This is a genomic window from Vicingus serpentipes, from assembly GCF_007993035.1.
Lineage (GTDB): Bacteria > Bacteroidota > Bacteroidia > Flavobacteriales_E > Vicingaceae > Vicingus > Vicingus serpentipes.
This window is the reverse complement of the sequence record NZ_VOOS01000004.1, coordinates 286,530-310,539: the sequence shown is the minus strand read 5'-3', so window position 1 is coordinate 310,539 and position 24,010 is coordinate 286,530. Positions and strand designations below refer to the sequence as shown.

General features: G+C 32.5%; 16 protein-coding genes. 7 read left to right on the top strand and 9 right to left on the bottom strand.

Translation table 11 applies throughout. The features are described 5' to 3' along the window. Nucleotides 1-10 precede the first annotated feature (10 nt). Nucleotides 11-1,018: an aspartate-semialdehyde dehydrogenase gene (locus FRY74_RS10110; protein WP_147101095.1), complete on the bottom strand. Its 1,008-nt coding sequence runs from the start codon at nt 1,016-1,018 to the stop codon at nt 11-13. Between the two features lie 117 nt (nt 1,019-1,135). Here FRY74_RS10110 and FRY74_RS10105 point away from each other — a divergent pair, with 117 nt between their 5' ends. Further along, a complete protein-coding gene (locus FRY74_RS10105; protein ID WP_147101093.1) occupies nt 1,136-4,525 on the top strand; it encodes a lamin tail domain-containing protein in 3,390 nt (1,129 codons plus the stop codon). Between the two features lies 1 nt (nt 4,526). Here the strand turns inward: FRY74_RS10105 and FRY74_RS10100 are convergent, their stop codons facing one another. Genes FRY74_RS10100 through FRY74_RS10090 form a run of 3 tightly spaced genes read right to left on the bottom strand, consistent with a single transcriptional unit; the run spans nt 4,527 to nt 9,276 of the window. Next, nucleotides 4,527-7,301: a PD-(D/E)XK nuclease family protein gene (locus FRY74_RS10100; RefSeq protein ID WP_147101092.1), complete on the bottom strand. Its 2,775-nt coding sequence runs from the start codon at nt 7,299-7,301 to the stop codon at nt 4,527-4,529. A 4-nt stretch (nt 7,302-7,305) separates the two neighbouring features. Next, a complete protein-coding gene (locus tag FRY74_RS10095) occupies nt 7,306-8,004 on the bottom strand; it encodes a response regulator transcription factor (RefSeq protein WP_147101090.1) in 699 nt (232 codons plus the stop codon). 3 nt (nt 8,005-8,007) lie between these two features. Beyond that, complete coding sequence (locus FRY74_RS10090; RefSeq protein ID WP_147101088.1) at nt 8,008-9,276, bottom strand: sensor histidine kinase; 1,269 nt, start codon at nt 9,274-9,276, stop codon at nt 8,008-8,010. Between the two features lie 134 nt (nt 9,277-9,410). On the opposite strand from FRY74_RS10090, the gene fabD reads away from it, so the two are divergent. Further along, nucleotides 9,411-10,286 carry an ACP S-malonyltransferase gene (fabD, locus tag FRY74_RS10085; protein ID WP_147101087.1) on the top strand — a complete coding sequence of 292 codons (876 nt, stop codon included), beginning with the start codon at nt 9,411-9,413 and terminating at the stop codon, nt 10,284-10,286. A gap of 62 nt (nt 10,287-10,348) precedes the next feature. On the opposite strand, the gene FRY74_RS10080 is transcribed toward fabD, so the two are convergent. Beyond that, entirely contained in the window at nt 10,349-11,356 is a 1,008-nt protein-coding gene (locus FRY74_RS10080) for an OmpA family protein (protein WP_147101085.1), read from the bottom strand. A gap of 177 nt (nt 11,357-11,533) precedes the next feature. Between FRY74_RS10080 and FRY74_RS10075 the strand changes: the two genes are divergently transcribed. Then, a complete protein-coding gene (locus FRY74_RS10075) occupies nt 11,534-13,636 on the top strand; it encodes a M43 family zinc metalloprotease (protein WP_147101084.1) in 2,103 nt (700 codons plus the stop codon). A 73-nt stretch (nt 13,637-13,709) separates the two neighbouring features. Continuing rightward, the gene (locus tag FRY74_RS10070) at nt 13,710-15,803 is read left to right on the top strand and encodes a M43 family zinc metalloprotease (RefSeq protein ID WP_147101082.1); all 2,094 of its coding nucleotides are present in this window, start codon (nt 13,710-13,712) and stop codon (nt 15,801-15,803) included. Nucleotides 15,804-15,873: 70 nt separating this feature from the next. Here the strand turns inward: FRY74_RS10070 and FRY74_RS10065 are convergent, their stop codons facing one another. The 4 genes from FRY74_RS10065 to FRY74_RS10050 all read right to left on the bottom strand — a co-directional run bounded on the left by FRY74_RS10065 (nt 15,874) and on the right by FRY74_RS10050 (nt 20,750). Continuing rightward, nucleotides 15,874-16,626, bottom strand: a complete 753-nt coding sequence (locus FRY74_RS10065; RefSeq protein ID WP_147101081.1) for a succinate dehydrogenase/fumarate reductase iron-sulfur subunit — start codon at nt 16,624-16,626, stop codon at nt 15,874-15,876. A gap of 6 nt (nt 16,627-16,632) precedes the next feature. Then, the gene (locus tag FRY74_RS10060; RefSeq protein WP_147101079.1) at nt 16,633-18,648 is read right to left on the bottom strand and encodes a fumarate reductase/succinate dehydrogenase flavoprotein subunit; all 2,016 of its coding nucleotides are present in this window, start codon (nt 18,646-18,648) and stop codon (nt 16,633-16,635) included. Between the two features lie 14 nt (nt 18,649-18,662). Beyond that, the gene (locus FRY74_RS10055; protein WP_147101077.1) at nt 18,663-19,352 is read right to left on the bottom strand and encodes a succinate dehydrogenase cytochrome b subunit; all 690 of its coding nucleotides are present in this window, start codon (nt 19,350-19,352) and stop codon (nt 18,663-18,665) included. A 108-nt stretch (nt 19,353-19,460) separates the two neighbouring features. Then, nucleotides 19,461-20,750, bottom strand: a complete 1,290-nt coding sequence (locus tag FRY74_RS10050; RefSeq protein WP_147101075.1) for a hypothetical protein — start codon at nt 20,748-20,750, stop codon at nt 19,461-19,463. An 87-nt stretch (nt 20,751-20,837) separates the two neighbouring features. Here FRY74_RS10050 and rsmA point away from each other — a divergent pair, with 87 nt between their 5' ends. The 3 genes from rsmA to FRY74_RS10035 are packed head-to-tail and all read left to right on the top strand — an operon-like array spanning nt 20,838 to nt 24,008. Next, the gene (gene rsmA, locus FRY74_RS10045) at nt 20,838-21,656 is read left to right on the top strand and encodes a 16S rRNA (adenine(1518)-N(6)/adenine(1519)-N(6))-dimethyltransferase RsmA (RefSeq protein ID WP_147101236.1); all 819 of its coding nucleotides are present in this window, start codon (nt 20,838-20,840) and stop codon (nt 21,654-21,656) included. Nucleotides 21,657-21,709: 53 nt separating this feature from the next. Continuing rightward, a complete protein-coding gene (gene mgtE / locus FRY74_RS10040) occupies nt 21,710-23,062 on the top strand; it encodes a magnesium transporter (RefSeq protein ID WP_223265864.1) in 1,353 nt (450 codons plus the stop codon). Nucleotide 23,063: 1 nt separating this feature from the next. Then, nucleotides 23,064-24,008 carry a 2-hydroxyacid dehydrogenase gene (locus FRY74_RS10035; protein ID WP_147101073.1) on the top strand — a complete coding sequence of 315 codons (945 nt, stop codon included), beginning with the start codon at nt 23,064-23,066 and terminating at the stop codon, nt 24,006-24,008. Nucleotides 24,009-24,010 lie beyond the last annotated feature (2 nt).

The following is a 24,010-nucleotide window of genomic DNA, read 5'->3' as shown; positions in this document are numbered from 1 at the left end:
TAGCTTATTCTTAGCTTTCTACGTTTTGTTTAAGCAGTCCTTTTTCCACCAAATACTCCGCAATTTGTACAGCATTCGTGGCAGCACCTTTACGCAAGTTATCGGTTACTATCCACATGTTTATGGTATTTAGTTGCGATTCATCTCTTCTAATTCTTCCCACAAAAACATCATCTTTACCTTCTGCATACAATGGCATTGGATAAGTGTTGGTGTCCGGATTATCTTGCAAAGTAATTCCTTCCGTTTCATGTAAAATTTTACGGACCTCAGCTAAATCAAAGTCGTTTTCAAACTCTATGTTGATAGATTCTGAATGTCCTCCAACAACAGGAACTCTTACCGCAGTTGCAGAAAGTTTAATGCTATCGTCACCCATAATTTTTTTAGGTTCATTCATTAATTTTAACTCCTCTTTTGTGTATCCATTATCTGTAAAAACATCACATTGCGGAATACAGTTTTTATCAATTGGGTAATGGTATGCCATTTCTCCAGCTTTGTTATTTCTTTCGTTTTCTAATTGCTCAACAGCTTTAACTCCTGTTCCGGTAATCGATTGGTAAGTAGAAACCACTACTCTTTTAATTTTATATTTTTTATGCAATGGATTCATTACCAACACCATTTGTATGGTTGAACAGTTGGGATTCGCAATAATTTTATCTTCAGCGGTTAAAACTGAAGCATTAATTTCTGGTACCACCAACTTATTGTTTGGGTTCATTCTCCAAGCTGAAGAATTATCAATTACGGTTGTGCCAACAGCTGCAAATTTTGGAGCCCATTCTAAAGAAGTGTCACCTCCTGCAGAAAATATAGCAATGTTTGGAGCCATATTTACTGCATCTTGCAACGAAACCACCTTATACTTCTTGCCCTTGTACTCAATTTCTTTTCCTACCGACTTCTCTGAAGCAACAGGAATTAATTCATTAATCACAAAGTTTCTTTCTGCTAACACTTTTAGCATTACGTTACCTACCATTCCGGTAGCTCCTACAACGGCAATTTTCATTTTAAAATGGTTTTAAATTTCTAACAAAAGTATATTAAATTTTAACTGCGATTACTTTTGCTCGCCCAAAACAAATCTTTAATTTGTATTTTTAACTACTTTTTTAATATTACAGAGATGATTAACAAGTTGGGAAATATAAAATACGCGCTACTTAATGCTGTTTTTTTAATGTTGAGCTCTTTTGCTTTTGCCCAATTTTCTGATGATTTTTCTGATGGAGATTTTACCAATAGCCCTACTTGGAGTGGTAATGATGCATTATTTACCATCACAACTGGGGAGTTAAACTCTCAAAGTTCTGGTGCAGCAACTTATTATTTAAGCACACCTTCAACATTAAGCTCAAATGCCGAGTGGATATTCGATCTTAACTTAAAATTTGGAACATCTGGAGCAAATTATGTAGATGTATTTTTAATGGCTGATGTTGCCGATTTAACAACTGCTCAAAACGGTTACTTTGTTAGAATTGGTAGTACTCAAGACGATATTAAACTTTATAGTTTAGTGAGTGGAACAGCAAATATTTTAATTGATGGAAATGATGGTGATGTAAACAGTACATCTAACAATCCTTTTCAAATTAAAGTAACTCGTGATTTATCTAATAACTGGGCTTTACTTTACGATGATGGTATTTTAGGCTCATTTACCAATGCTGGTTCTGTGTTTGATAATTCGGTAAACAGCTCCTCCTTTTTTGGAGTTTTAATTGAACAATCTTCGGCAGCAAGCCCAATCAACAATCACTTTTTCGATAATTTTTATTGTGGAACTATTGGAGCAGATTTAACTCCTCCAAGCATAGATTCTGTTGTAGTGGTTGATGCTAATAATTTGAACGTTTATTTTAACGAAGTAGTAGAAATCAACACCGCTCAATCTCTAACTAATTATTCCGCTGATAATGGCTTGGGTAATCCTTCTACTGCAATGCGAGACCTAACTGATTCAAGTATTGTTCATTTAACATTTTCCACTGCTTTTACAAACGGATTAACGAACAACTTAACAACTATTAATTTAGAAGATAATAGTGGAAATGTAATTACATCCTCAGTAAACCCTTTTACTTATGTGGTAATAATTCCTGTAACTTATGGCGATGTCATCATCAACGAAATTTTTGCTGATCCAAGTCCACAAATTGGATTGCCAAACGCTGAATTTGTTGAGCTTTATAACACCTCAGCAAACACCTACAATTTAGGTAATTGGAATTTTATAAATTCAACTACAGCTAAATCACTACCTAATTTTGTATTGATGCCGAACAACTACGTTATTCTTTGTTCTACAACAGATACAGCACTATACTCTCCTTATGGAAATGTTATTGGAATTTCTTCTTTCACTGCTTTAACAAACGGAGGCGATAGTTTAACTTTAACTGATAATAACGGAGTTGTTGTTGATGTTGTGAGCTACGACATTTCTTGGTACAACGACCCAAGCAAAGATGATGGAGGTTACACCTTAGAATTAATTAATCCAACTAACCCTTGTGCCTCTGGAAGTGGCAATTGGTCAGCTTCTGCAAATACAGACGGTGGAACTCCGGGAACTCAAAACTCCGTTTTTGACAGTTCTCCTGATGTTCAAGCACCAACTATTTCAACTGTTAAAGTAATATCTGCTACTCAATTGGAAGTATTTTTTAATGAAACAATGGATAGTCTTTCATTAGCAACAGCTTCTTATGGGTTAACTGGAGGAATAAATACAACAACTGTAACTATTAATACTAATTTACAAAGTGTAATGTTAAACTTAGATGCTCCATTAGATTCATCTTTGGTTTATACTTTAACAATAAACAATGCTACCGATTGTTCAGGCAACTTAATTTCTCTAAATTCTATTGATTTTGGTATTGGAAAAGCGCCCTTGCCATACGAAATTATCATTACAGAATTATTTCCAGACCCTTCACCAACAATTGGACTACCAGAGCAAGAATATTTGGAGCTTTACAACAACACTTCTAAAATTATTGATTTAACCAATTGCTGGATTTCTGATTTAAGCACAGCAAATCAAATACAATCGGGTAAAATTTTACCGGGAGAATACCTTATTCTTTGTGACGATAATAACGAGGGCCAATTTACTCCTTATGGAAAAGTTATAACTGTTGGTAGTTTGCCTTCATTAAATAATACGGATGAAGTTATAACCCTTTGGGATGTGGATAGTAATTTGATTCATACCGTTCATTATTTTGATTCGTGGTACAATGATGATGACAAAAAAGATGGTGGTTGGAGTATAGAAATGATTGATTACAACAATCCGTGTGGAGAAGCAGATAACTGGTCGGCATCTACCAAATGGTTTGGTGGAACTCCAGGAATTCAAAACTCAATTTTTGCAAGCAATCCAGACAATTTATTGCCAGAAGTAGTCAATGCAAATGCTATGAATGATTCTACTGTTTTGGTAACATTTAATGAAGCTATACAATTAGGCTCGGTTACCATTAACAACGGAATTAATATTGCAACGATTACCATTTTAGACAACAAAAACATACTGTTAAACTTGAGCAACAAGTTGCAAAACCAAACCATTTATACTGTTACCGTTAATGGTGCTTTCGATTGTGTCGGCAATACCATTAGTACAAATAATAGTGCTGATTTTGCTTTACCAGAACAAGGAGGAATCAATGATATTGTGATTAATGAAATATTATTTAACCCTCGCGATGGCGGAAGTGATTTTGTTGAACTATACAACAACTCAAACAAATACATTAGTCTTGAAAATTGGAAATTAGCTAACCTCGATAATGACAGTATAGATAATTATAAAATCATTTCGGAACTGCCTTATTTATTAAAACCTCAACAATTTGTGATGCTTTCGGTTGATGTAAACAACATTAAACAAGAGTATTTTAATGCAAAAGAAGACGCGTTTTTACAAATGGCCAGTTTACCAACTTATAGCAATGATGAAGGTTCGGTTTATTTAATCAACAACAATGATGAGGTTATTGACAATGTAAATTACAACGAAGACATGCATTTTGCGTTGCTAAACAGTACCGATGGTGTTTCGTTAGAACGTATCGATTATAACCGCCCAAGTAATGATGAAAGCAATTGGCATTCGGCAGCAGAAGCTGTTGGTTTTGCAACACCTGGCTACGAAAACTCACAATACTTAATTGCAGAAATTGGTGATGAAATTACTTTAAGCCCAGAAACATTTTCGCCAGACAATGATGGTTATGATGATGTGTTAAACATTTCTTACCAATTTGCTGAACCCGGAAACGTTGCCAATGTAATTATTTACGATTCAAAAGGGCGATTAATTAAAAACTTGGTATTGAATGAATATTTAGGCACACAAGGTACTTTTAGTTGGGATGGTATTGATGAAAACAACGAAAAAGCTGCTATCGGAATTTATATTGTTTATGCTGAAATTGTAAACATAAATGGCGATGTAAAAAAATACAAAAAGCCTTGTGTGGTTGCTGGTAGGTTGAATTAAATCATTCACAAAACTCACAATATTGAGCAGTTGGCTGGTGTGCAAACGGTATTTCAGGATTAATTATTTCTGCAAACAATTCTTTTAAAAAGGCTTCAAAATCAATTAAAATTTCAGTATCTATTTCCTTAATCTTATTTAATTCGAAAGGCATAAAACCTTTACTTAATGCCCTAAACGAAATAATACCAGAATGTAGTTGTGTATTGCTTAATTCATTTTGTTGGGCATACAAATAAGCATACATCAATATTTGAAATGCTTTACTTTTCTTTCCAACTTTTAACTCTTCAACCGATTTAATTTTTAAATCCGCCACGTTTACCAACCCTGTTTTATAGTCAATTATTCGTAAAGTATTTCCAAACGTATCTACCCTATCGGCAGTTCCTTTTAGTTTTATGGTATTACCATTTAATTGCAAACTTCCTTCTAACGATTGCTCCAACAACTTAATGTACAGGTCATCTTTGCTCTTTTTAATAAAATTAATCTCATTCTTTAAAAAGGTGTTAATGTAGTTTTGAGCCACACTAAAAGTCAATAAATTTTTACCCGATTTCAGTTCCCTTTCAGTCATGTTCTCTGAGAAAACTTGTAACGCCACTTCAGGTGCTTTTTTAAGTACCAACTTTACGTCTTCAACGGTTAAGTTGGTTTTTTGATCGGCAAAAGGTTGGTATAAAATTTCCAATACCTCGTGTATGTAAGTTCCAAAAGAAGAATGATCTATTGTTTCTTCCACATCATCAGCTTCTCTAACGCCAATTACATATTTGTAATAAAAATCGAGGGGACAATTAATGTAAGTGTTTAACGCTGTTGGCGAAACTCCTCGCTCAAACAACTCCTCGATTTTAGCTAAAATTTTAGGTGATTTTTCAACACTTATTTTTTCTGTTGAATTTTTTAATGTTGGGTAAGTTATTATCTTTTTAGTGATGTTGATGTTTTCAAAATCGCTCAACTCGTTTTCTATTTGTGTTACAAATCGACTTTGCTCTCCAGTGGTAAAACTTCCCGGTTCAGTGTTGTACATAATGTACATATTCTCTGCATTTTGCACTAATCGGTAAAAATGATACGCATAAATGGCATCTTTTTCAACGTGAGTGGGTAAATGATACTCATTTTTAATATCGAAAGGTATAAATGAATTAAACGATTTACCAGATGGCAACATTCCTTCGTTGGTCGATAATAGAATTACATTTTTAAAATCAATGTTTCTGGTTTCTAACATTCCCATTACCTGTAAGCCTTTTAAAGGCTCTCCATAAAGCTCAATAGAAAGTGAACTAAGTAATTGATGGTAAACACTGTAAAAGCTTTTTATTTCTGTTAAAAACGGGTATTTCTGGTTTAATTCTATGAGTTGATTAAACAGCTTTGAAAACAAAAACAAATATTCTAATTCCAATTTGTTATTCGTTTCTTTTTGGGTGTTGATATAATGTGCTTTTCCTTTTTCTACAAACTGCAAACAGTTCGCTAAAAGCTCATTAATTGAATAGGTCGTAGAAAGTTTTATCGGCAACAACTCATTAATAAAATCGAGCTTATCTTTATTGATAAACACCCAATTATTTTTTATAATCTGTTGTTTTATTTTAGTACAGTTTTCCTCACCAAACACTACTTGACTAAAAGGTAATTGCACCAATTTTAAAATATCGTTGTAATGATAAGTTAACTGTTCTTTTTTCCCAAAACGCTCCGCATTTAATACTGTAGTAAAATAGATTTCAAAAAAGTTATTTAATGGTGTATTTTTTAATGGATAACCCATTGTTACGTTAATCGTATCAACACTTTCAGGTAAAGATTGTAATACAGGAATCAATAAGTTTTCGTCAGCTAAAACTACTGCAGTATCTTCAAAGTTGTTGTTTTTTTTAAGCTCAGCAAAAATGTTTGTTAAGTATTTAGCCTGCCCTATATTTTGAGGTATTCCTAAAATATTGATGTTTTTTTGCTCTGTTTTAAATTTGTTACTTACCCAATTAAACGGACTAAAAACTGCCTTTTCTTTAAACTTTCTTAAAAACAAACCACTTTCTTGATACTTATCTTCTAAGTAATATTGGTCAGCATCCCATAAAATTTCAGCTTTTCCTTCTTTTATTAAAGCGGTAATTAATGTCTCTTCTGCTGCTGTTAAAGCATTAAACCCAGCAAATATTATTTTACTCCATTTAATTTTTGAGTTAATAAATTGCAGCGGATTTAATTCTATTTGTTCGGCAACAATTCTAAAAGCTGCTCCTTGATAAGCTTTGTTTGATTCAAGTAAATGCTCTTTATAGGCTTTATATAAACCTCCCATTTGTTTCCAGAACTTTAAATATTGCGATTGAAAATCGGTGATTTCTTCACCTAAATTCCAAACCTCAATTGCTCGTGCTTCGTTTATGTATTCGTATAATTTATCTGCAGGAATTAAATAACGATCTATTTCGTTAAAATCGTGCAACAGCATTTGACCCCACTTGCTAAATTCTTCAAAACTTTCAGGCTCTTTTACCGTTTTTAAATAAACTTCATAGAGTTCAAAAAGTTGAGTTAAATTGTCTATTATTTCTTTATCGGCAAGTTGCTCAATTAAATCTTCAGCGCCAATAATTGGAGGCAACCAAATCGGTTTATCAATTAACTTGCTTAAATGTTGTTTTAAAAATAAACCTGCTCTTTTGTTAGGTAAAACAATACAAACATCACTTATCTCTTTCCCATAAGTTGTAATTAAATGTTGTGCTGTTTGCTCAAGAAAATTCATGGATTTATTTCACCTCTAATTTAAATCCAACTCCATGTATATTATTAATTTGAATTGTAGAATCTTCACTCAAATATTTACGCAGTTTAGAAATAAAAACATCCATACTCCTTCCACTAAAATAATCGTCATTCCCCCAAATGTTTTTTAATATTAAATCACGAGGAGCAATGTCATTAATGTGTTCACATAAAAAAGTTAAAATTCGAGTCTCTTTCTTGGTTAATTTTTTATCTCCTGATTTATGTGCCAAATTTTGGTTTTTTACATCAAACGAATAACTGCCAATTGTGTAGTGTTCTATTTTCTCAACTTTTTCTTCAGTAGTAACTCCACTTCTTTTTAAAATAGCATTTATTCGCAATATAAACTCTTGAAAATCAAAAGGTTTTGTAATGTAATCATCAGCACCAATTGTTAATCCCTTTACTTTATCTTCTTGCATTGTTTTAGCAGTTAAAAAAACAATCGGCATATCTGGGTTCACTTCTCTTATAGTTTCAGCAACTGCAAACCCATCTTTTCGTGGCATATTGACATCTAACACACACATATCAAACTGATTGTTTGCAAATGCTTTTAATGCTTCTTCGCCATCTCCACAAAGGGTTACTTTAAAACCATTCACCATTAAATTATCTTGTATAACAAACCCTAAGTTATTGTCATCTTCAGCTAATAATATGTGTGTTTTTTTATCCATGTCTTATTTTTTAAAAGGAAGTTTTATTACAAAGGTTGAACCTTCTCCTTCTTTACTAATTAACTTAATTTTACCCTTATAAGCCTCTACAATCGCTTTTACATAATTAAGTCCTAAGCCATAACCTTGTATGTCATGCCTATTTCCTGTTGGCTCTCTATAAAATTTTTCAAAAATGTTTTTCTGGCTTTGTTCAGGAATTCCTAATCCATTATCTTTTACACTAATTTCAATATGTTCATCGGTAGAGTTAGTAGCAATTTCAATTTTGGGTTTTTCAGGTGAATACTTAATTGCATTATCAATTAGGTTGTAAAGGATATTAGAAATATGAACCCTATCTCCATAAATAATAAATTTACTAGCTGTTAAATTACTTACTATTTTTCCTTTTTGTTGTTTAGCTAGTAATTCAAAACTTTTAATTGAATCGTTTATTATTTCGTGTAAATCTAGTTTTTCGTTTTCTAATTTTAGCTTATCTTTTTCTAATGTTGCAAGCTGCAGTACTTTATCCACCTGATTTTTCAAACGATTATTTTCGTCCTTAATTATCTTCGCATAATTTTTTAATCGCTCTGGAGATAAATTTGGCTGTAACAAAACATCAGCAGAAAGCGATATGGTAGAAATTGGGGTTTTAAATTCGTGTGTAATGTTATTAATAAAGTCGTTCTTAATTTCTGATAACCGCTTTTGCTTAAGAATTACGTTAATTGTATAAGCAAAGAAAATAATGATGATTAAAATAATAGAAGAAGAAAACATCCAAATTCCCATTCGATTAATAATATAAGTCAACTTAGTTGGAAAATAAACTCCAAAATAATGACCGTCTCTATCCCATTTAATATTATAAGATTTTGATTGGAGTTGATCTTGCTCCGTTTTATCTAATGAAATAAAATCACCAAAAACAATCGAATCGGTAAAACAATCGTAAATAACGTATTCAAAATTTACATTGATATTCCGTTCAATAAATTCATTTTTTAAAAGTGTTTCTAGTAAATATGGATGAACTGTATCGTTAATTGTAGTAATGAAATAATTAGAGGAAATCTGTTTAACAGGGTTAAAAATTTCAGCTTCATCTTTATTAATACTCAACAGTTTGTGAGTAACATTACTTAATGCAAGACTAACTCGCTCGTTAAATTGCTTTTCTTCTAGATTGTAAGCATTTTTTACCCAAAAGAACTGTGTAGCAATAATTCCGATTAACGAAACCGTTGCTAGCAAAATTATAATACGAATAGTCTTTCGATTCATAGGTGCATAAAGTTAACAAATTTGTTAGTTTGACCATTAGAGTTTTCTGTGTTAACATTTTTTTAATTTCTAAAAGCCTTCTGTTTGTTTATGATATATTTTTATTTTTGCCTTAAAACTAAAACTTATAATAAATGAAAGCATACGTATTTCCAGGTCAAGGTTCTCAATTTATTGGGATGGGAAAAGACCTTTACGATAATTCTCCTTTAGCAAAAGAGCTATTTGAAAAAGCAAATGAAATTTTAGGTTTCCGCATAACTGACATTATGTTCAATGGAACTGATGAAGAATTAAAACAAACAAAAGTTACTCAACCTGCAATATTTTTGCATTCGGTTATTTTAGCTAAAACTTTAGGCGACGATTTTAACCCTGAAGCTGTAGCTGGACACTCTTTAGGAGAGTTTTCAGCATTGGTAGCTAATGGTGTTTTAACTTTTGAAGATGGGTTAAGATTGGTTTCTCAACGAGCTTTAGCGATGCAAAAAGCTTGTGAAGTTGTTCCTTCAACCATGGCTGCTATCTTAAATTTAGAAGATGAAGTAGTAGAAAACGTATGTGCTGAAATTGATGGAGTTGTTGTTCCTGCAAACTACAACTGTCCTGGTCAATTAGTTATTTCTGGAACTGTAGAGGCAATTAATATTGCTTGCGAAAAATTAACTGAAGCTGGAGCAAGAAGAGCCTTGGTTTTACCTGTTGGTGGAGCTTTCCATTCTCCCTTAATGGAACCTGCAAGAGAAGAATTAAAAGAAGCTATACTAAATACATCTTTTAGTAATCCAACTTGTCCTATATATCAAAATGTAACAGCTTCAGCAATTACTGATGCTACACAAATACAAGAAAATTTAATTGCTCAGTTAACTGCTCCTGTTAAATGGACACAAACAATGCAAAACATGTTGGCTGATGGAGTAACTTCTGTTACTGAAGTTGGCCCAGGAAAAGTGTTACAAGGGCTATTTAAAAAGGTAGATAGACAACTGGAAACAGTTAGTGCGTAAATATATTATCTTATAAAAAAGCCCAATCAAATTGATTGGGCTTTTTTGTTTAAATCAATAGATTAATTAGCTTCTAAAAGTTCAAACAATTCATCCAATTTAGGAGTTAAAATAATTTCTATTCTTCTGTTCTTTTTTCTTCCGTCAGCAGTGTTTGTCATATCCAACGGTAAATACTCCCCTCTCCCTGCTGCAGTTAATCTTTTAGGGTTAACAGTACTATTATCTGTAATTATTTTCACAACAGAAGTTGCTCTTTTAACACTTAAGTCCCAATTGTCTTTAATGTCTCCTTTTCCATTTAAAGGAACATTATCAGTATGTCCTTCAACGACAATGTTAATGTCTTGATTTTGCTCTAACACTTTAGCTAATTTTTTTAGCACATCTGTACCTTTACTTCCTACAGAATAACTTCCAGAAGAGAATAATAAACTTTCGTCAAGAGAAACATAAACTTTTCCATTTTTTTGTTCAATCGTTAATCCATTATTTTCAAAACCAAGTAAAGCATCTTTTACTTTATTTTTAAGTGCTGTAACCAATGAGTCTTTTCTGCTAATCATCGCTTCAAGTTCATTTACTCTTTTTGATCTAGCATCAAGTTCTGCAGTTAATCGTTGTAAATTTTCTTCTTTTTTGTGAAGTGACGATTCCAACGTTCTTAAAGCATCTTCTTGAGCTTGCATATCTTCTTGGGCTTTTTGCAACTCTTTCATTAGCTTTTCTGTTGTTGATTTATTCCCAGCTAATAGCTCGTTATTTTTATCTAACAACAATTGATATGTTTTATTAATGTTGTCATAATTTGTGGTCATTTGTCTTAATGAAGTTCCAATCATAGAAGTATCAGCTACTAATTGATTAATTCTTTTGTTTAGCTCTTCTATGCTTAACTGCATTTCTTTATTTTGCTCTTCTAAGTTTTGGTTTGACGCTTTTAATGCTTCATTTTCTTCAGAGCAAGCTTGTTGTTTAGACTTTAATTCTTCGTATTTTTTTGCTGGGACACATGCAAATAATAATCCCCCAAGCATACCAACAACAATTAAATTATTTATGTTTTTCATAATTATTTTTTTACCTTACAATACTATTGTTTATTGGTTTTGCTTTTATTGCTTCTGCATTAAAATTATAAACAGCCTACTATTAACAAAGTATAGGAATACAATCATTTTAAAAATTTAACAAATATTTAAATGAAAAATGCTTAACTTTATAGACTTATCACAATAAACTTAACTATGAAAAAAATTACTTTATCTTCAATTTTAGCTTTCGCAACGTTGTTTGCTGTTGCTCAAAATGGAATACCTGGAGTTGATTACAGATCTTGTTCTGCTGCAGAGAAGAACAATGAAATAATGGATAACAATCCAGAAATTCGTGCAAGCTGGGAACAAGCTAACGCCTGGGCATTGGAATATGAAAAAACACATCCGACTGATGTTACTATTGACCCTGTTACAGGAAAAAAAACTATTCTTTATGTAATGCCTGTTGTATGGCATGTTATTCATAATGATGGTCCTGAAAACATATCGAAAGCTACAATAGATAATGAAATACTTAAGTTAAATCAAGATTATCAATTGTTGAATCCGGATGCAGGAAATGTTCATGCTGCTTTTGCTAGTATTCAAGCAGATGTTCAGGTTGAATTTAGATTAGCTAGACTTGATCCTGATGGAAATTGTACTGAAGGAATAACTCGAACAAAAAATGTTGCAACTTACGCAATGAATGAAAATTCAAAATTTATTAACGGAGCAAGATCATGGAATAGAAATGGAAGATATTACCTTAATATATGGATGGGGTCTTCTATTGAAAGTGGTGCTGGTGGTTACGCTTTTTATCCAGGAAATGTTCCTATGAACCAAGATGGTATTGTTTTAAGAGCAGGTCAACTAGGTAACACTGTAACCCACGAAGTTGGTCACTGGTTAAATCTTCCTCACATGTGGGGAAGTACAAATGAACCTGGTTTATCTACAAACTGTAGTAGTGATGATGGTATTTCAGATACTCCAAACACAATTGGTTCTACTGGTTGTGCAGAAGGTACTGTTTCTTGTGGGTCAGTAGATAATAGCCAAAACTACATGGATTACAATTTTTGTGATGTGATGTTTACAAATGGCCAAAAGTCTCGTATGCATGCAGCTTTAAATTCTAACACAGGATTTAGAGCAACAATGGTTAGTGCTGGAAACAGAGCGCTTACTGGAACCGATGATCCTTATGTGCAAAATCCAGTTTGTGGTTTATTAGGTGCAGATTTTACTTATAACAAAGAATATATTTGTGAAGGAGATGTTGTTAGTTTTGCTGACCAAGGAACATATAATGGGACTCCAGACCAATGGGATTGGACTTTTACTGGAGGAACACCTAATGCATCAAGTGTTGCTTCACCAGCAATTACTTATAATTCTCAAGGTGTTTATGGTGTTACTTACTCTCCCGGAAATGGGGCTGGATTTGCAACTCCTGCTGTCAAAAATAATATTATAACTGTTAGTAGTATTACAGCAGACTATGTTCTTCCTTTTGCTGAAGGTTTTGAAAACAATACTAGTTTTATAAATGAATGGACAATTGAAACAGAAAGTGGTAATGGGTGGCAAACATCAACATCAGCTAGTTTCACAGGAAATAGATCTTTAAGAGTTTATAACTTTAATAATAGTGCTGGAGATATTACAGAAGCTATTAGTCCTTCTTACGATTTGTCTACTATGACAGACCCAAAACTTACTTATAAATGGGCTTTTGCAAAAAAACTTACTGGAGGTAATGATCAATTTATTATTTATAAATCAACAGATTGTGGAGGAACCTGGAGTATCCTAGCCATTAAAGCCGGAACTTCTATGGCTACAGCATCTGCAACAAATTCAGCATTTACTCCAAGTGCTGCAGATTGGGATAGCGCAACAGTTAGCTTAAGTGCTTTAGCTGCAGAAACGAATGTTAGGTTTAAATTATACTTTAAAAACAATGCAGGTAACAACTTCTTTTTAGATGATTTAAACATTATGGGAACATCTTCTACTGTTGGAATAAATGAGGTTGCTCCTGTGAACAACTTAAAAGTTTTCCCTAATCCTATGACAGAGAATGCTACATTGTCTTTCTTTTTGAAAAACAATGTATCTAACTTAAATGTTGTTATTAGAGATGTACTTGGTCAAGAAGTTACCAAAGTTGTAAGTAATACTGGGTTTAGCGCTGGAAAGTATACTATGAATATTGATAAATCAAATAAATTATCATCTGGACTTTATTTTATAGAGTTTAATGCTGATAACAATGTTCAAGTTGAAAAATTAATTGTGAAATAACAGCTTATTAATAAGTTTAACAAAGCCCGGATAAAATTATTTTTCCGGGCTTTTTTAATGAAAATCAACTTTTATGAAATCATTCTTTACTGTTTTATTTTTTTTGTTTTTTTTCTATTCTTTCTCTCAAAAAGGAATACCTGGAGTTGATTATCGCCAATGCAGTGCAAGTGAGAGGAATAATGAAATCATCAAAAACAATCCATTAAAAAAACAACTTTTAAATGATGCTCATGAAAAAGCATTGAAATGGACTCAAGAACATTATGGAGAGGTTAAAACAGGTGCTAATGGTAAAAAAGTAATTAGTTATATTATTCCTGTTGTTTGGCACGTTATCCATAATAATGGTCCCGAAAACATATCTAGAGCTACAATTGAAGAGGAAATTCTAAAATTAAATGAAGATTTTCAAAAGTTAAATATTGACATCGCCAATGTTCATCCTGCATTTGCAAGTATTGCTGCAGATTCTGAAATTGAATTTAGACTGGCTAGACTAGACCCTGAAGGAAATTGTACAGAAGGTATTACAAGGACAAAAAGTACGCTAACTTTTGCAATGGATGAAAGTGCTAAATTTTTGCCGGGTGCTGAATCATGGAATAGAAATGGAAGATTTTATTTGAATATATGGATGGGGGTTGTTTTAGCAAATGGTGCAGGAGGTTACGCTTATTATCCAGGAACAGTTGGTATGGATCAAGATGGTATAGTATTAAGATACCAACAATTGGGAAATACAGTAACACATGAAGTTGGTCATTGGTTAAATTTAGCTCATCTATGGGGAAGCACTAACGATCCTCAAGTGGCTAGTAATTGTGATGCTGATGATGGTGTTACAGATACTCCAAACACAATTGGACAAACAGGCTGTCTGGCAACATCAAACTCATGTGGATCAATAGATAATGTTCAAAATTATATGGAGTATAACTTTTGTGATGTTATGTTTACAGAAGGACAAAAACAAAGAATGCATTCAGCCTTGAATTCAGATAATGGTAAAAGACAAACAATGGTTAGTTTAAGTAACCTTGCATTAACAGGAACCGAAGACCCTTATATTCAAGATCCGGTTTGTAAATTATGGGACGCCGATTTTACTTATAATAAAGAATGGGTTTGTGAAGGTGACGCAATATCTTTTAATGATTTTAATACATACAATGGAATTCAAACTCAATGGTCATGGGATTTTATTGGAGGAACTCCAAATACTTCTACTTTAGAAAGTCCAACTATTATTTACAATACTGAAGGTATTTATAGTGTAATTTATGCTCCAGGAAATGCTGCTGGTTTTGCTGATCCTATGATTAAGAATAACATTATAACAGTAAGCAGTATTACAGCAGATTATATTTTACCTTTCTCTGAAGGGTTTGAAAATACTTCTTTATTTAATAATGACTGGACAATACAAACTCAAAGTGGAAGTGATTGGCAAAATAACACTACAGCAAGTTATACAGGATCTCGTTCAATGATGGTCAATAATATTTCCAATAGTGCTGGAGATATAACAGAAGCAATAAGCCCTTCATTTAAATTATCAACACTTAGCTCGCCAACTTTAACTTATAAGTGGGCTTTTGCTAAAAAGCTATCTGGAGGAAATGATCAATTAGTAATCTATTACTCTACAGATTGTGGTAATACTTGGGCAATTAAATCTGCAACAGCTGGCTCATCAATGGTTACTTCAAATGCAACAAACTCTCCTTTTATCCCTAATTTAAACGATTGGGATAGCGCATCAATTGATTTGAGTTCACTTGCAAACGAAAGTAATGTTCGTTTTAAATTTCGTTTTAAGAACAATGGAGGGAATAACTTTTATATAGACGACATAAACCTTATGGATGCTATTTCAACTAGTATAAACGCAATTAATAACGTAAATAGTATAAAAGTGTTTCCTAATCCAATGTCAGACAAAACAACTCTATCCTTTTTCATAAAAAATAATGTTACTCAACTAAATGTAAAAATTAAAGATGTATTAGGAAAAGAGGTAACTAGGATTGTAAATAACGCTCATTTTTCTGCCGGGAAATACAATCTAGAAATTGATAAAACAAATAAATTATCTTCAGGTCTTTATTTTATAGAGTTCAATGCTGATAATAATGTTCAGACTGAAAAGTTAATTGTCAAATAAAAAAAGTATTCCTAACAACAAAAAAGCCAGACAAACAGTCTGGCTTTTTTATTTTATTATTATTTTCTTATTAGTTCTCAGATTTAACTGAAGCTCCTAAATATTCACTATTCATTCTTGCAATAAATTCTAAAGAAATTCCTTTTGGACATTCAACTTCACAAGCCCCTGTATTTGTACAGTTTCCAAACCCTTCTTTATCCATTTGTTCAACCATATTAAGAACACGCTCTTTTCTTTCTACTTGACCTTGTGGCAAATATGAGTACTGAGAAACTTTTGCAGCAACAAACAACATTGCTGAGGAGTTTTTACAAGTAGCTACACAAGCTCCACAACCAATACAAGTAGCCGCGTCCATAGCTTTATCTGCCATTGGTTTTGCTATTGGTAATCCATTTGCATCTTGAGTATTACCAGAAGTATTTACAGAGATAAACCCTCCAGCTTGCTGAATCCTTTCAAAAGAACCTCTATCAACAATTAAATCTTTTAACACTGGAAATGCTTTTGATCTGAATGGCTCAATAAAAATAGTATCTCCATCTTTAAACATTCTCATGTGCAACTGACATGTAGTAACACCTCTATCTGGTCCATGAGCTTCTCCGTTAATATATAAAGAACACATTCCACAAATACCTTCTCTACAATCATGATCGAAAGCTACAGGCTCTTTACCTTCATTTATTAGCTGCTCATTTAACATATCCAACATTTCTAAAAATGAAGAATGCTCTGATACGTCTTTAATTTGATAGGTTTCTAAACCACCTTTATCCTTTGCATCTTTTTGACGCCAAACTTTTAATGTAAGATTCATAGTTTGTTATTTGTAAGAACGTTGTTTAAGTTCTATGTCATTAAATGTTAATTCTTCTTTATGCATTACAGCATCTCTTGGGTCTCCTTTATATTCCCAAGCTGCTACATAAGCAAAGTTTTTATCATCTCTTTTTGCTTCTCCTTTTTGCTCTCCATCCAACTCCACCGATTCTTCTCTAAAATGACCTCCACATGATTCATTTCTTTCTAAAGCATCTTTAGCAAATAACTCTCCTAGCTCCAAGAAATCAGCAACTCTTGTTGCTTTTTCTAATTCAGGATTTAACTCATTCATTCCTCCAGGAACACGAACATCTTTCCAGAATTCTTCTCTAATCTGTTTGATTTCATCCATAGCCTCTTTAAGACCTTCTGCATTTCTTGCCATCCCTACTTTATCCCACATCACTTTCCCTAATCTTTTATGGAAATAATCAACCGACTTTGTTCCTTTTAAATTGATTAGTTTTTCTAATCGCTCTTTTACTTCATTAGCTGCTTGGTTGAACTCAGGTAAATCTGTAGAAATTTTTCCCGTTCTAATGTCGTTAGCTAAATAATCGCCAATTGTATAAGGTAAAACAAAATACCCATCTGCTAGACCTTGCATTAAAGCAGAAGCCCCAAGTCTGTTTGCTCCATGATCAGAGAAGTTTGCTTCTCCAGCTGCATAACAACCTGGAATAGTTGTCATTAAGTTGTAATCAACCCATACACCACCCATTGTGTAGTGAACGGCAGGATAAATCATCATAGGTGTTTTATATGGATTTTCATCTACAATCTTCTCATACATTTGGAAAAGATTTCCATATTTCTCTTCAACAACCTTTTCTCCTAACTCTATAATTTTTGCTTCACTCGGGTTATGAATACCTAAGACATGTGCTTTTTCATTTCCATATCTATTAATCGCTGATTTAAAATCTAAATATACTGCTTCCCCTGTTGCATTTACACCATAACCTGCATCACATCTTTCTTTTGCTGCTCTTGAAGCAACATCTCTTGGAACTAAGTTACCAAAAGCAGGGTATCTTCTTTCTAAGTAATAATCTCTTTCTTCTTCACTTAAGTCTGTTGGTTTTTTTCTTCCTTCACGAATAGCCTTTACATCTTCTAAATTTTTTGGAACCCATATTCTTCCATCATTTCTTAATGATTCAGACATCAAAGTTAATTTAGATTGGTTTTCGCCAGAACGAGGAATACAAGTTGGGTGAATCTGTGTGTAACAAGGATTAGCAAAGTAAGCTCCTTTTTTATGTATTTTCCATGCTGCACTAACGTTAGAACCCATGGCATTTGTTGATAAATAGAAAACATTACCATAACCACCTGAAGCAATTACTACAGCATGAGCTGAATGTTTTTCTATTTCTCCAGTTATCATGTTTCTAGCAATAATACCTCTTGCTTTTCCATCAACAATTACCAAGTCCATCATCTCATGACGGTTATACATAGTAATTTTACCTTTTCCTATCTGGCGATTCATTGCAGAATATGCTCCTAGCAATAATTGCTGTCCTGTTTGTCCTTTAGCATAAAAAGTTCTAGAAACTAAAACACCACCAAAAGAACGATTGTCTAACAAACCACCATAATCTCTTGCAAAAGGAACTCCCTGAGCAACACATTGATCTATTATGTTACCTGAAACTTCTGCTAAACGATAAACGTTAGCTTCTCTTGCTCGATAATCACCACCTTTAACGGTATCATAAAATAATCGATAAGTCGAATCACCATCATTTTGATAGTTTTTTGCAGCGTTTATTCCTCCTTGAGCAGCAATAGAGTGAGCTCTTCTCGGAGAGTCTTGATAAGCAAAAGCCTTAACAGTATACCCCATTTCTGCTAAAGAAGCAGCTGCAGAACCTCCTGCTAAACCTGTACCAACAACAATAATATCTATATGACGCTTATTTGCAGGATTAACAACATTAATGTCGTTTTTATGTTTTGTCCATTTATCCTTTAAAGGACCTTCTGGTATTTTTGAATCTAATTTTGACATATCTAAAATAGATTTTAATGAGATGCGTTAATAAAATGGAAAATAGCTACAACAACAAATCCTAAAGGAACTACTATTGCGTATATGTTTCCTAATTTTTTTAATACTGGAGTATATTTTTTATGATTGAACCCAACCGATTGGAAAGCAGATTGAAAGCCATGTAAAAGGTGTAAAGCCAAAAACACAAAAGATAAAATGTATAAGCCAACTCTTACTGGATTTACAAATTTATGTTGTAATTCGACAAAATATCTATATCCCTCAATACCAGGCATCATTCCACTCATATCTCCTTGAATAAACTTTGTATTAATTTCTGGAATCCAAAAATCATAAAAGTGAAGCGCTAAAAACAACATGACCATAATACCAGTAATAATCATATTTCTACTCATCCAAGATGCATTTTCGCTTGGCTTGTTCATGGCATATTTAATTGGTCTAGAAGCTCTATTTTTAGCTTCTAATCTCATCCCCATTACAAGGTGAAAAACAACACCAAAAATCAAGACAGGCTGCAGCGCATACTGAATCAATGGATTGGTCCCCATAAAATGAGAAGCTTCGTTAAATGCATCTGGACTAATAACAGAAAGCATATTTATTAAAAGATGTTGCAATAAGAAAAACATCAGAAAAAAGCCCGATAAGGCCATCAACACTTTTTTTCCAACAGAAGTGTTTGAGATTCCTTTACTCATAATATCGTCAAATTATTTTTTAAATATATAGTACAAAGGTAGAGATTGTACTGAATATTACAATGATAAAAAAACAAGGAAATTTATTTAGATTGATTCTAAATAATATTAATTATACAAGTAATGAAATTGGTTATTTTCAAATAAATACTCAAATTCTCCTATAAAAAAATGAGCGCCATTTTCTATGCTATCAAGGTTTAAAATATCATTTACTTTTGTATGAACCGAACCTTTAGTTTGTCTTGCCAAATCTAAATATTGAATGTTAACACGCTTATCAGAACCACATAAAATAATACGAACTGGCTTTTTTATTTTTTCAATAAATTTATAATCTCTCATGCTTTCCCTATTGTCTGCAACTAAAACTACCTCATCAATCTCTTTATATTGATTTTGGCCTAATAATATTGCTTCAATATCATTCTCTAAATTTTCTCCTCCTCCTGACCCTTTTTTCATACATTTTGCTGCCATCAACATTACCTCTTCTGTAGAATTGTTATTAACAACATAAACACCTTCTGTTTCGAGTGGTTTCTTTCTGTTTGATGGCTTATTGTCTCCATCATTAAAAAAAACAAACCCTTGAGCACTTGTTTCTTTTGTTTGTTCTCTTAACCACATAAATACTTGAGCTATATATGGCGACATGCTTCCGGTTACATCTGTAACAACAATAAAGTTATTCCATTTTTTATTCCTTGAAAATGAATTTAAAACCGTAGAATCTTGGTAAAGTGATTGATCATAGAAAAAATGAGGAACAGGAACCTCCTCCTCTTCTTTCCATATCGTGTCGTGTACATAACCTACCCTATTATCCCACCTTGTTTTAATATCAGCAATTAACTCCAATTTATTTGAGCTATTTTTTAAAGAATCGTTCTTTATTGATTGTAATACTAACCTTTGAATATATTCAGCTTCTAACTGAAGTGTCTCTTTAGTTGAATTAGGACGAAAAGTAAAAACAAAACCATGAAACATTTTTTTGCAATCTTCTCTAGAGCGCCCTTTTGTTTGACTAATTAATTCAAAATCCCACAAAGGATTTTCAAAAACTACCGGAAGTAGTTTTTGCAGTTCTTTTAGTCGGTCTATGTTTAGTTTTTTTTGATCAAAAAGAGGAGATGTTCTGTGTTTAGTGTATACCAGTTCAACTTTAATAATAGCTTTTTCTGTTAAAGCTTTTTTTTGTTCTGGATTAAGAATTAGCTCTTTTGCAAAAGGCATTGCTATTGCCAACTGATTTAGAGTTAATTCATTTAATTTAAACTCTACTCTTTCAATTGCATTTGTGTTAGCTAAATATTCAATTTGATTTGAAAAACATTTATTTACAAGGAAAAATAAAACAAAAAAGGGAATCCATTTCATCGTGTAGCTTTTCATTACTTTTGTCTTTAACGCTAAAGTATTAATATTATTTAAGAATTTTTATCTGAAAAATTGAAGTATAAAAAGAATAATCGTTCAAAAGTGCTTGAAAACACTAAGCAGCACGAACCTAGAAAAGATTCGGGAGAGGTAAAAGCTAAAAAACACCTTGGACAACATTTTTTGACTGACTTAACTATTGCTCAAAACATAGTAAACGGACTAACTTTAGCGAAAAATTATAAAAAAGTATTAGAAATTGGTCCTGGAATGGGTGTTTTAACTCAATTTCTAATTCAAAACAACAATTACCAAACTTACCTTATAGATATTGATTCTGAATCTATAATTTACCTAAAAAAACACTTTTCTGAACTAGAAAAGAATATCGTTGAAGGGGATTTTTTGAATATGAATCTGGAAGAGATAACAGGTAAAGAACCTTTTGCAATAATTGGTAATTTCCCATACAACATCTCAACACAAATACTTTTTAAAGTGTTGGATTATAAAGATCAAATACCAGAGGTTGTTGGTATGTTTCAAAAAGAAGTGGCAGAAAGAATTGCCTCTAAACCAGGAAGTAAAGTTTACGGAATTACTAGTGTTTTGCTGCAAGCTTTTTATGATATCGACTATTTATTTACAGTTGATGAAAACGTATTTAACCCTCCTCCAAAGGTGAAATCTGGTGTTATTCGTCTAACAAGAAACAACAAAAGCAAATTAGATTGTAACGAAACTCTATTTAAAACGATTGTGAAAACAGCGTTTAACCAGCGAAGGAAAACATTAAGCAACTCTTTAAAACCTTTTTTAAATGAAACGCTTAAAGAAATGCCTGTTTTTCGACTTCGTCCAGAACAACTCTCTGTTGAACAATTTATTGAGCTAACAAACCTGTTAGACACTTTAAATTAATAGTTTAGCCTTATTTAAATTTGTAGTTTTGCATTTGCTTAAAACAAGTAATAATGCAATTCGAGTTAACAAAAGATTTTTTAGAAACACTTAATCTCGCTGTTGAAGTAAACAACGAGTCTAAAGTTTTGGAGCTTATTGATGGTCTTCAATCTGCTGATATTGCTGAAATTATTGATGAACAAACATTAGAAGAAGCGATTGCTTTTTACCAATTCTTTTCTCAAGAACAAGCGGCGGACATTCTTATTGAACTTGATGAAGGTGCAAGAGAGCGAATTTTAAATTCTCTTTCATCTGAAGAAATTGCCAAGCAGTTTATTGATAATATGGATTCTGATGATGCTGCCGATGTTTTGGCAGAAATGTCTGATGAAAAAAAGAATGAAGTAATTTCTCATCTTGAAGATTTTGAGCAAGCAAGTGATATTGTTGATCTTTTGAGCTACGAGGAAGATACTGCTGGTGGATTAATGGCAAAAGAGCTTTTTAAAGTTGATATTAACTGGGACATTAAAACTTGTATTAACGAATTAAGAATTCAATCTCAAGACATAGAACAAGTTTACACAGTTTATGTTGTAGATGATAAAAATATTTTACAAGGTATTGTTTCTCTAAAACGACTGTTGTTAACACCCGACAACAAGAAAATAAAAGACATTTACAACGACAATATTATATCTGTAAAAGCAAATGTGAAAGATGAAGAAGTTGGGAATATTATGGATAAATATGATTTAGTTGTTGTTCCTGTTGTAGATGAAATTGGCCGTTTACTTGGTAGAATAACCATAGATGATGTTGTAGAAGTAATTAAAGAAGAGGCTGAAAAAGATTACCAGATGGCATCTGGTATCTCTGAAAATGTAGAGTCTTCCGATAGTGTTTGGTTGTTAACTAGGGCGAGGTTGCCTTGGTTATTTATTGGATTGTTTGGAGGTATTCTTGGGGCAAGAGTTATTGGAAATTACGAACATGAATTACAATTACATCCAGAAATGGCTATTTTTATTCCTTTAATTGCCGCAATGGCCGGAAATGTTGGAGTTCAATCTTCAGCAATTGTAGTACAAGGTTTAGCAAATAATTCTTTAGGGCTAGATGGGTTGTGGAGTAAATTATTAAAAGAATTAGGTGTGGCATTGATTAATGGAGTTGTTCTCTCTTCATTAATTTTTGGATATTGTTTCTTTTTTGAAGCATCAACAGCTTTAAGCTTGACAGTAAGTATTGCTTTGCTATCGGTAATTATTTTTGCAGCCTTATTCGGAACAATAGTTCCTTTGTTATTAAACAAATATAAAGTTGACCCAGCTCTTGCTACAGGCCCATTTATAACTACTGTAAATGATATTTTTGGTCTTTTCCTCTATTTTTTAATAGGGCACTTAATGTATCTTTAAGATGAAAATCCTCTTTGTCGATTCGGTTCACCCTATTTTAGAAGAAAGACTTTTTGCTTTAAAGTGTGTTTGTGATTTTGATTATCAATCTTCCAAACAAGAAATTGAAACCAAAATCAATCAATACGAAGGCATTGTTATTAGAAGTCGTTTCCCTATAGATAAAACGTTTTTAGACGCAGCTTCAAACTTAAAGTTTATTGCTCGTTCAGGGGCTGGCCTTGAAAACATAGATTTAGCCTACGCCAAACAAAAAAAAATTACCGTTTTTAATTCTCCAGAAGGGAACATGGATGCTGTTGGAGAACAAGCAATAGGCATGTTGTTAATGTTGTTTAACAAACTAAAAAAAGGAGATGCAGAAGTTAGACGTGGTATTTGGGATAGAGAAGGAAATAGAGGTTTAGAAATAGCTGGCAAAACTATTGGCATTGTTGGTTATGGGAACATGGGAAAGGCCTTTGCTAAAAAGTTAAGCGGGTTTGATTGTAGGGTTATTGCTTTCGACAAATACAAAAAGTCTTTTTCTAATGATTTTGTTAAAGAAGTCTCTTTACCAGAACTTCAGAAGGCATCCGATATAATTAGTATTCATTTACCACTAACTCCAGAAACAAAATATTACGTTAATGAAGAATTTATAAACGCTTTTGAAAACCCTTTCTATTTAATTAATACAGCAAGAGGTAACCATGTAGAAATATCAGCATTAGTTTCTGGTTTAAAAAATAAAAAAATACTTGGTACTTGTTTAGATGTTTTAGAATATGAAACAAAATCGTTTGAAACAATTAATAGTAAAGATTTGCCTGAAGACTTTAATTATTTATGTGCATCTGATAAAGTTATTCTTAGCCCACATGTTGCTGGCTGGACAAAAGAGTCTTATGTAAAACTATCATCTTTTTTAGCAGACAAAATCGAAGAAACATTTTTTAATGACTAAAC

Bases quoted from the DNA above. Each gene is read 5' to 3' on its own strand.
- FRY74_RS10110 (WP_147101095.1), bottom strand. From the start codon at position 1,018: ATGAAAATTGCCGTTGTAGGAGCTACCGGAATGGTAGGTAACGTAATG.
- FRY74_RS10105 (WP_147101093.1), top strand. From the start codon at position 1,136: ATGATTAACAAGTTGGGAAATATAAAATACGCGCTACTTAATGCTGTT.
- FRY74_RS10100 (WP_147101092.1), bottom strand. From the start codon at position 7,301: ATGAATTTTCTTGAGCAAACAGCACAACATTTAATTACAACTTATGGG.
- FRY74_RS10095 (WP_147101090.1), bottom strand. From the start codon at position 8,004: ATGGATAAAAAAACACACATATTATTAGCTGAAGATGACAATAACTTA.
- FRY74_RS10090 (WP_147101088.1), bottom strand. From the start codon at position 9,276: ATGAATCGAAAGACTATTCGTATTATAATTTTGCTAGCAACGGTTTCG.
- fabD (WP_147101087.1), top strand. From the start codon at position 9,411: ATGAAAGCATACGTATTTCCAGGTCAAGGTTCTCAATTTATTGGGATG.
- FRY74_RS10080 (WP_147101085.1), bottom strand. From the start codon at position 11,356: ATGAAAAACATAAATAATTTAATTGTTGTTGGTATGCTTGGGGGATTA.
- FRY74_RS10075 (WP_147101084.1), top strand. From the start codon at position 11,534: ATGAAAAAAATTACTTTATCTTCAATTTTAGCTTTCGCAACGTTGTTT.
- FRY74_RS10070 (WP_147101082.1), top strand. From the start codon at position 13,710: ATGAAATCATTCTTTACTGTTTTATTTTTTTTGTTTTTTTTCTATTCT.
- FRY74_RS10065 (WP_147101081.1), bottom strand. From the start codon at position 16,626: ATGAATCTTACATTAAAAGTTTGGCGTCAAAAAGATGCAAAGGATAAA.
- FRY74_RS10060 (WP_147101079.1), bottom strand. From the start codon at position 18,648: ATGTCAAAATTAGATTCAAAAATACCAGAAGGTCCTTTAAAGGATAAA.
- FRY74_RS10055 (WP_147101077.1), bottom strand. From the start codon at position 19,352: ATGAGTAAAGGAATCTCAAACACTTCTGTTGGAAAAAAAGTGTTGATG.
- FRY74_RS10050 (WP_147101075.1), bottom strand. From the start codon at position 20,750: ATGAAAAGCTACACGATGAAATGGATTCCCTTTTTTGTTTTATTTTTC.
- mgtE (WP_223265864.1), top strand. From the start codon at position 21,710: ATGCAATTCGAGTTAACAAAAGATTTTTTAGAAACACTTAATCTCGCT.
- FRY74_RS10035 (WP_147101073.1), top strand. From the start codon at position 23,064: ATGAAAATCCTCTTTGTCGATTCGGTTCACCCTATTTTAGAAGAAAGA.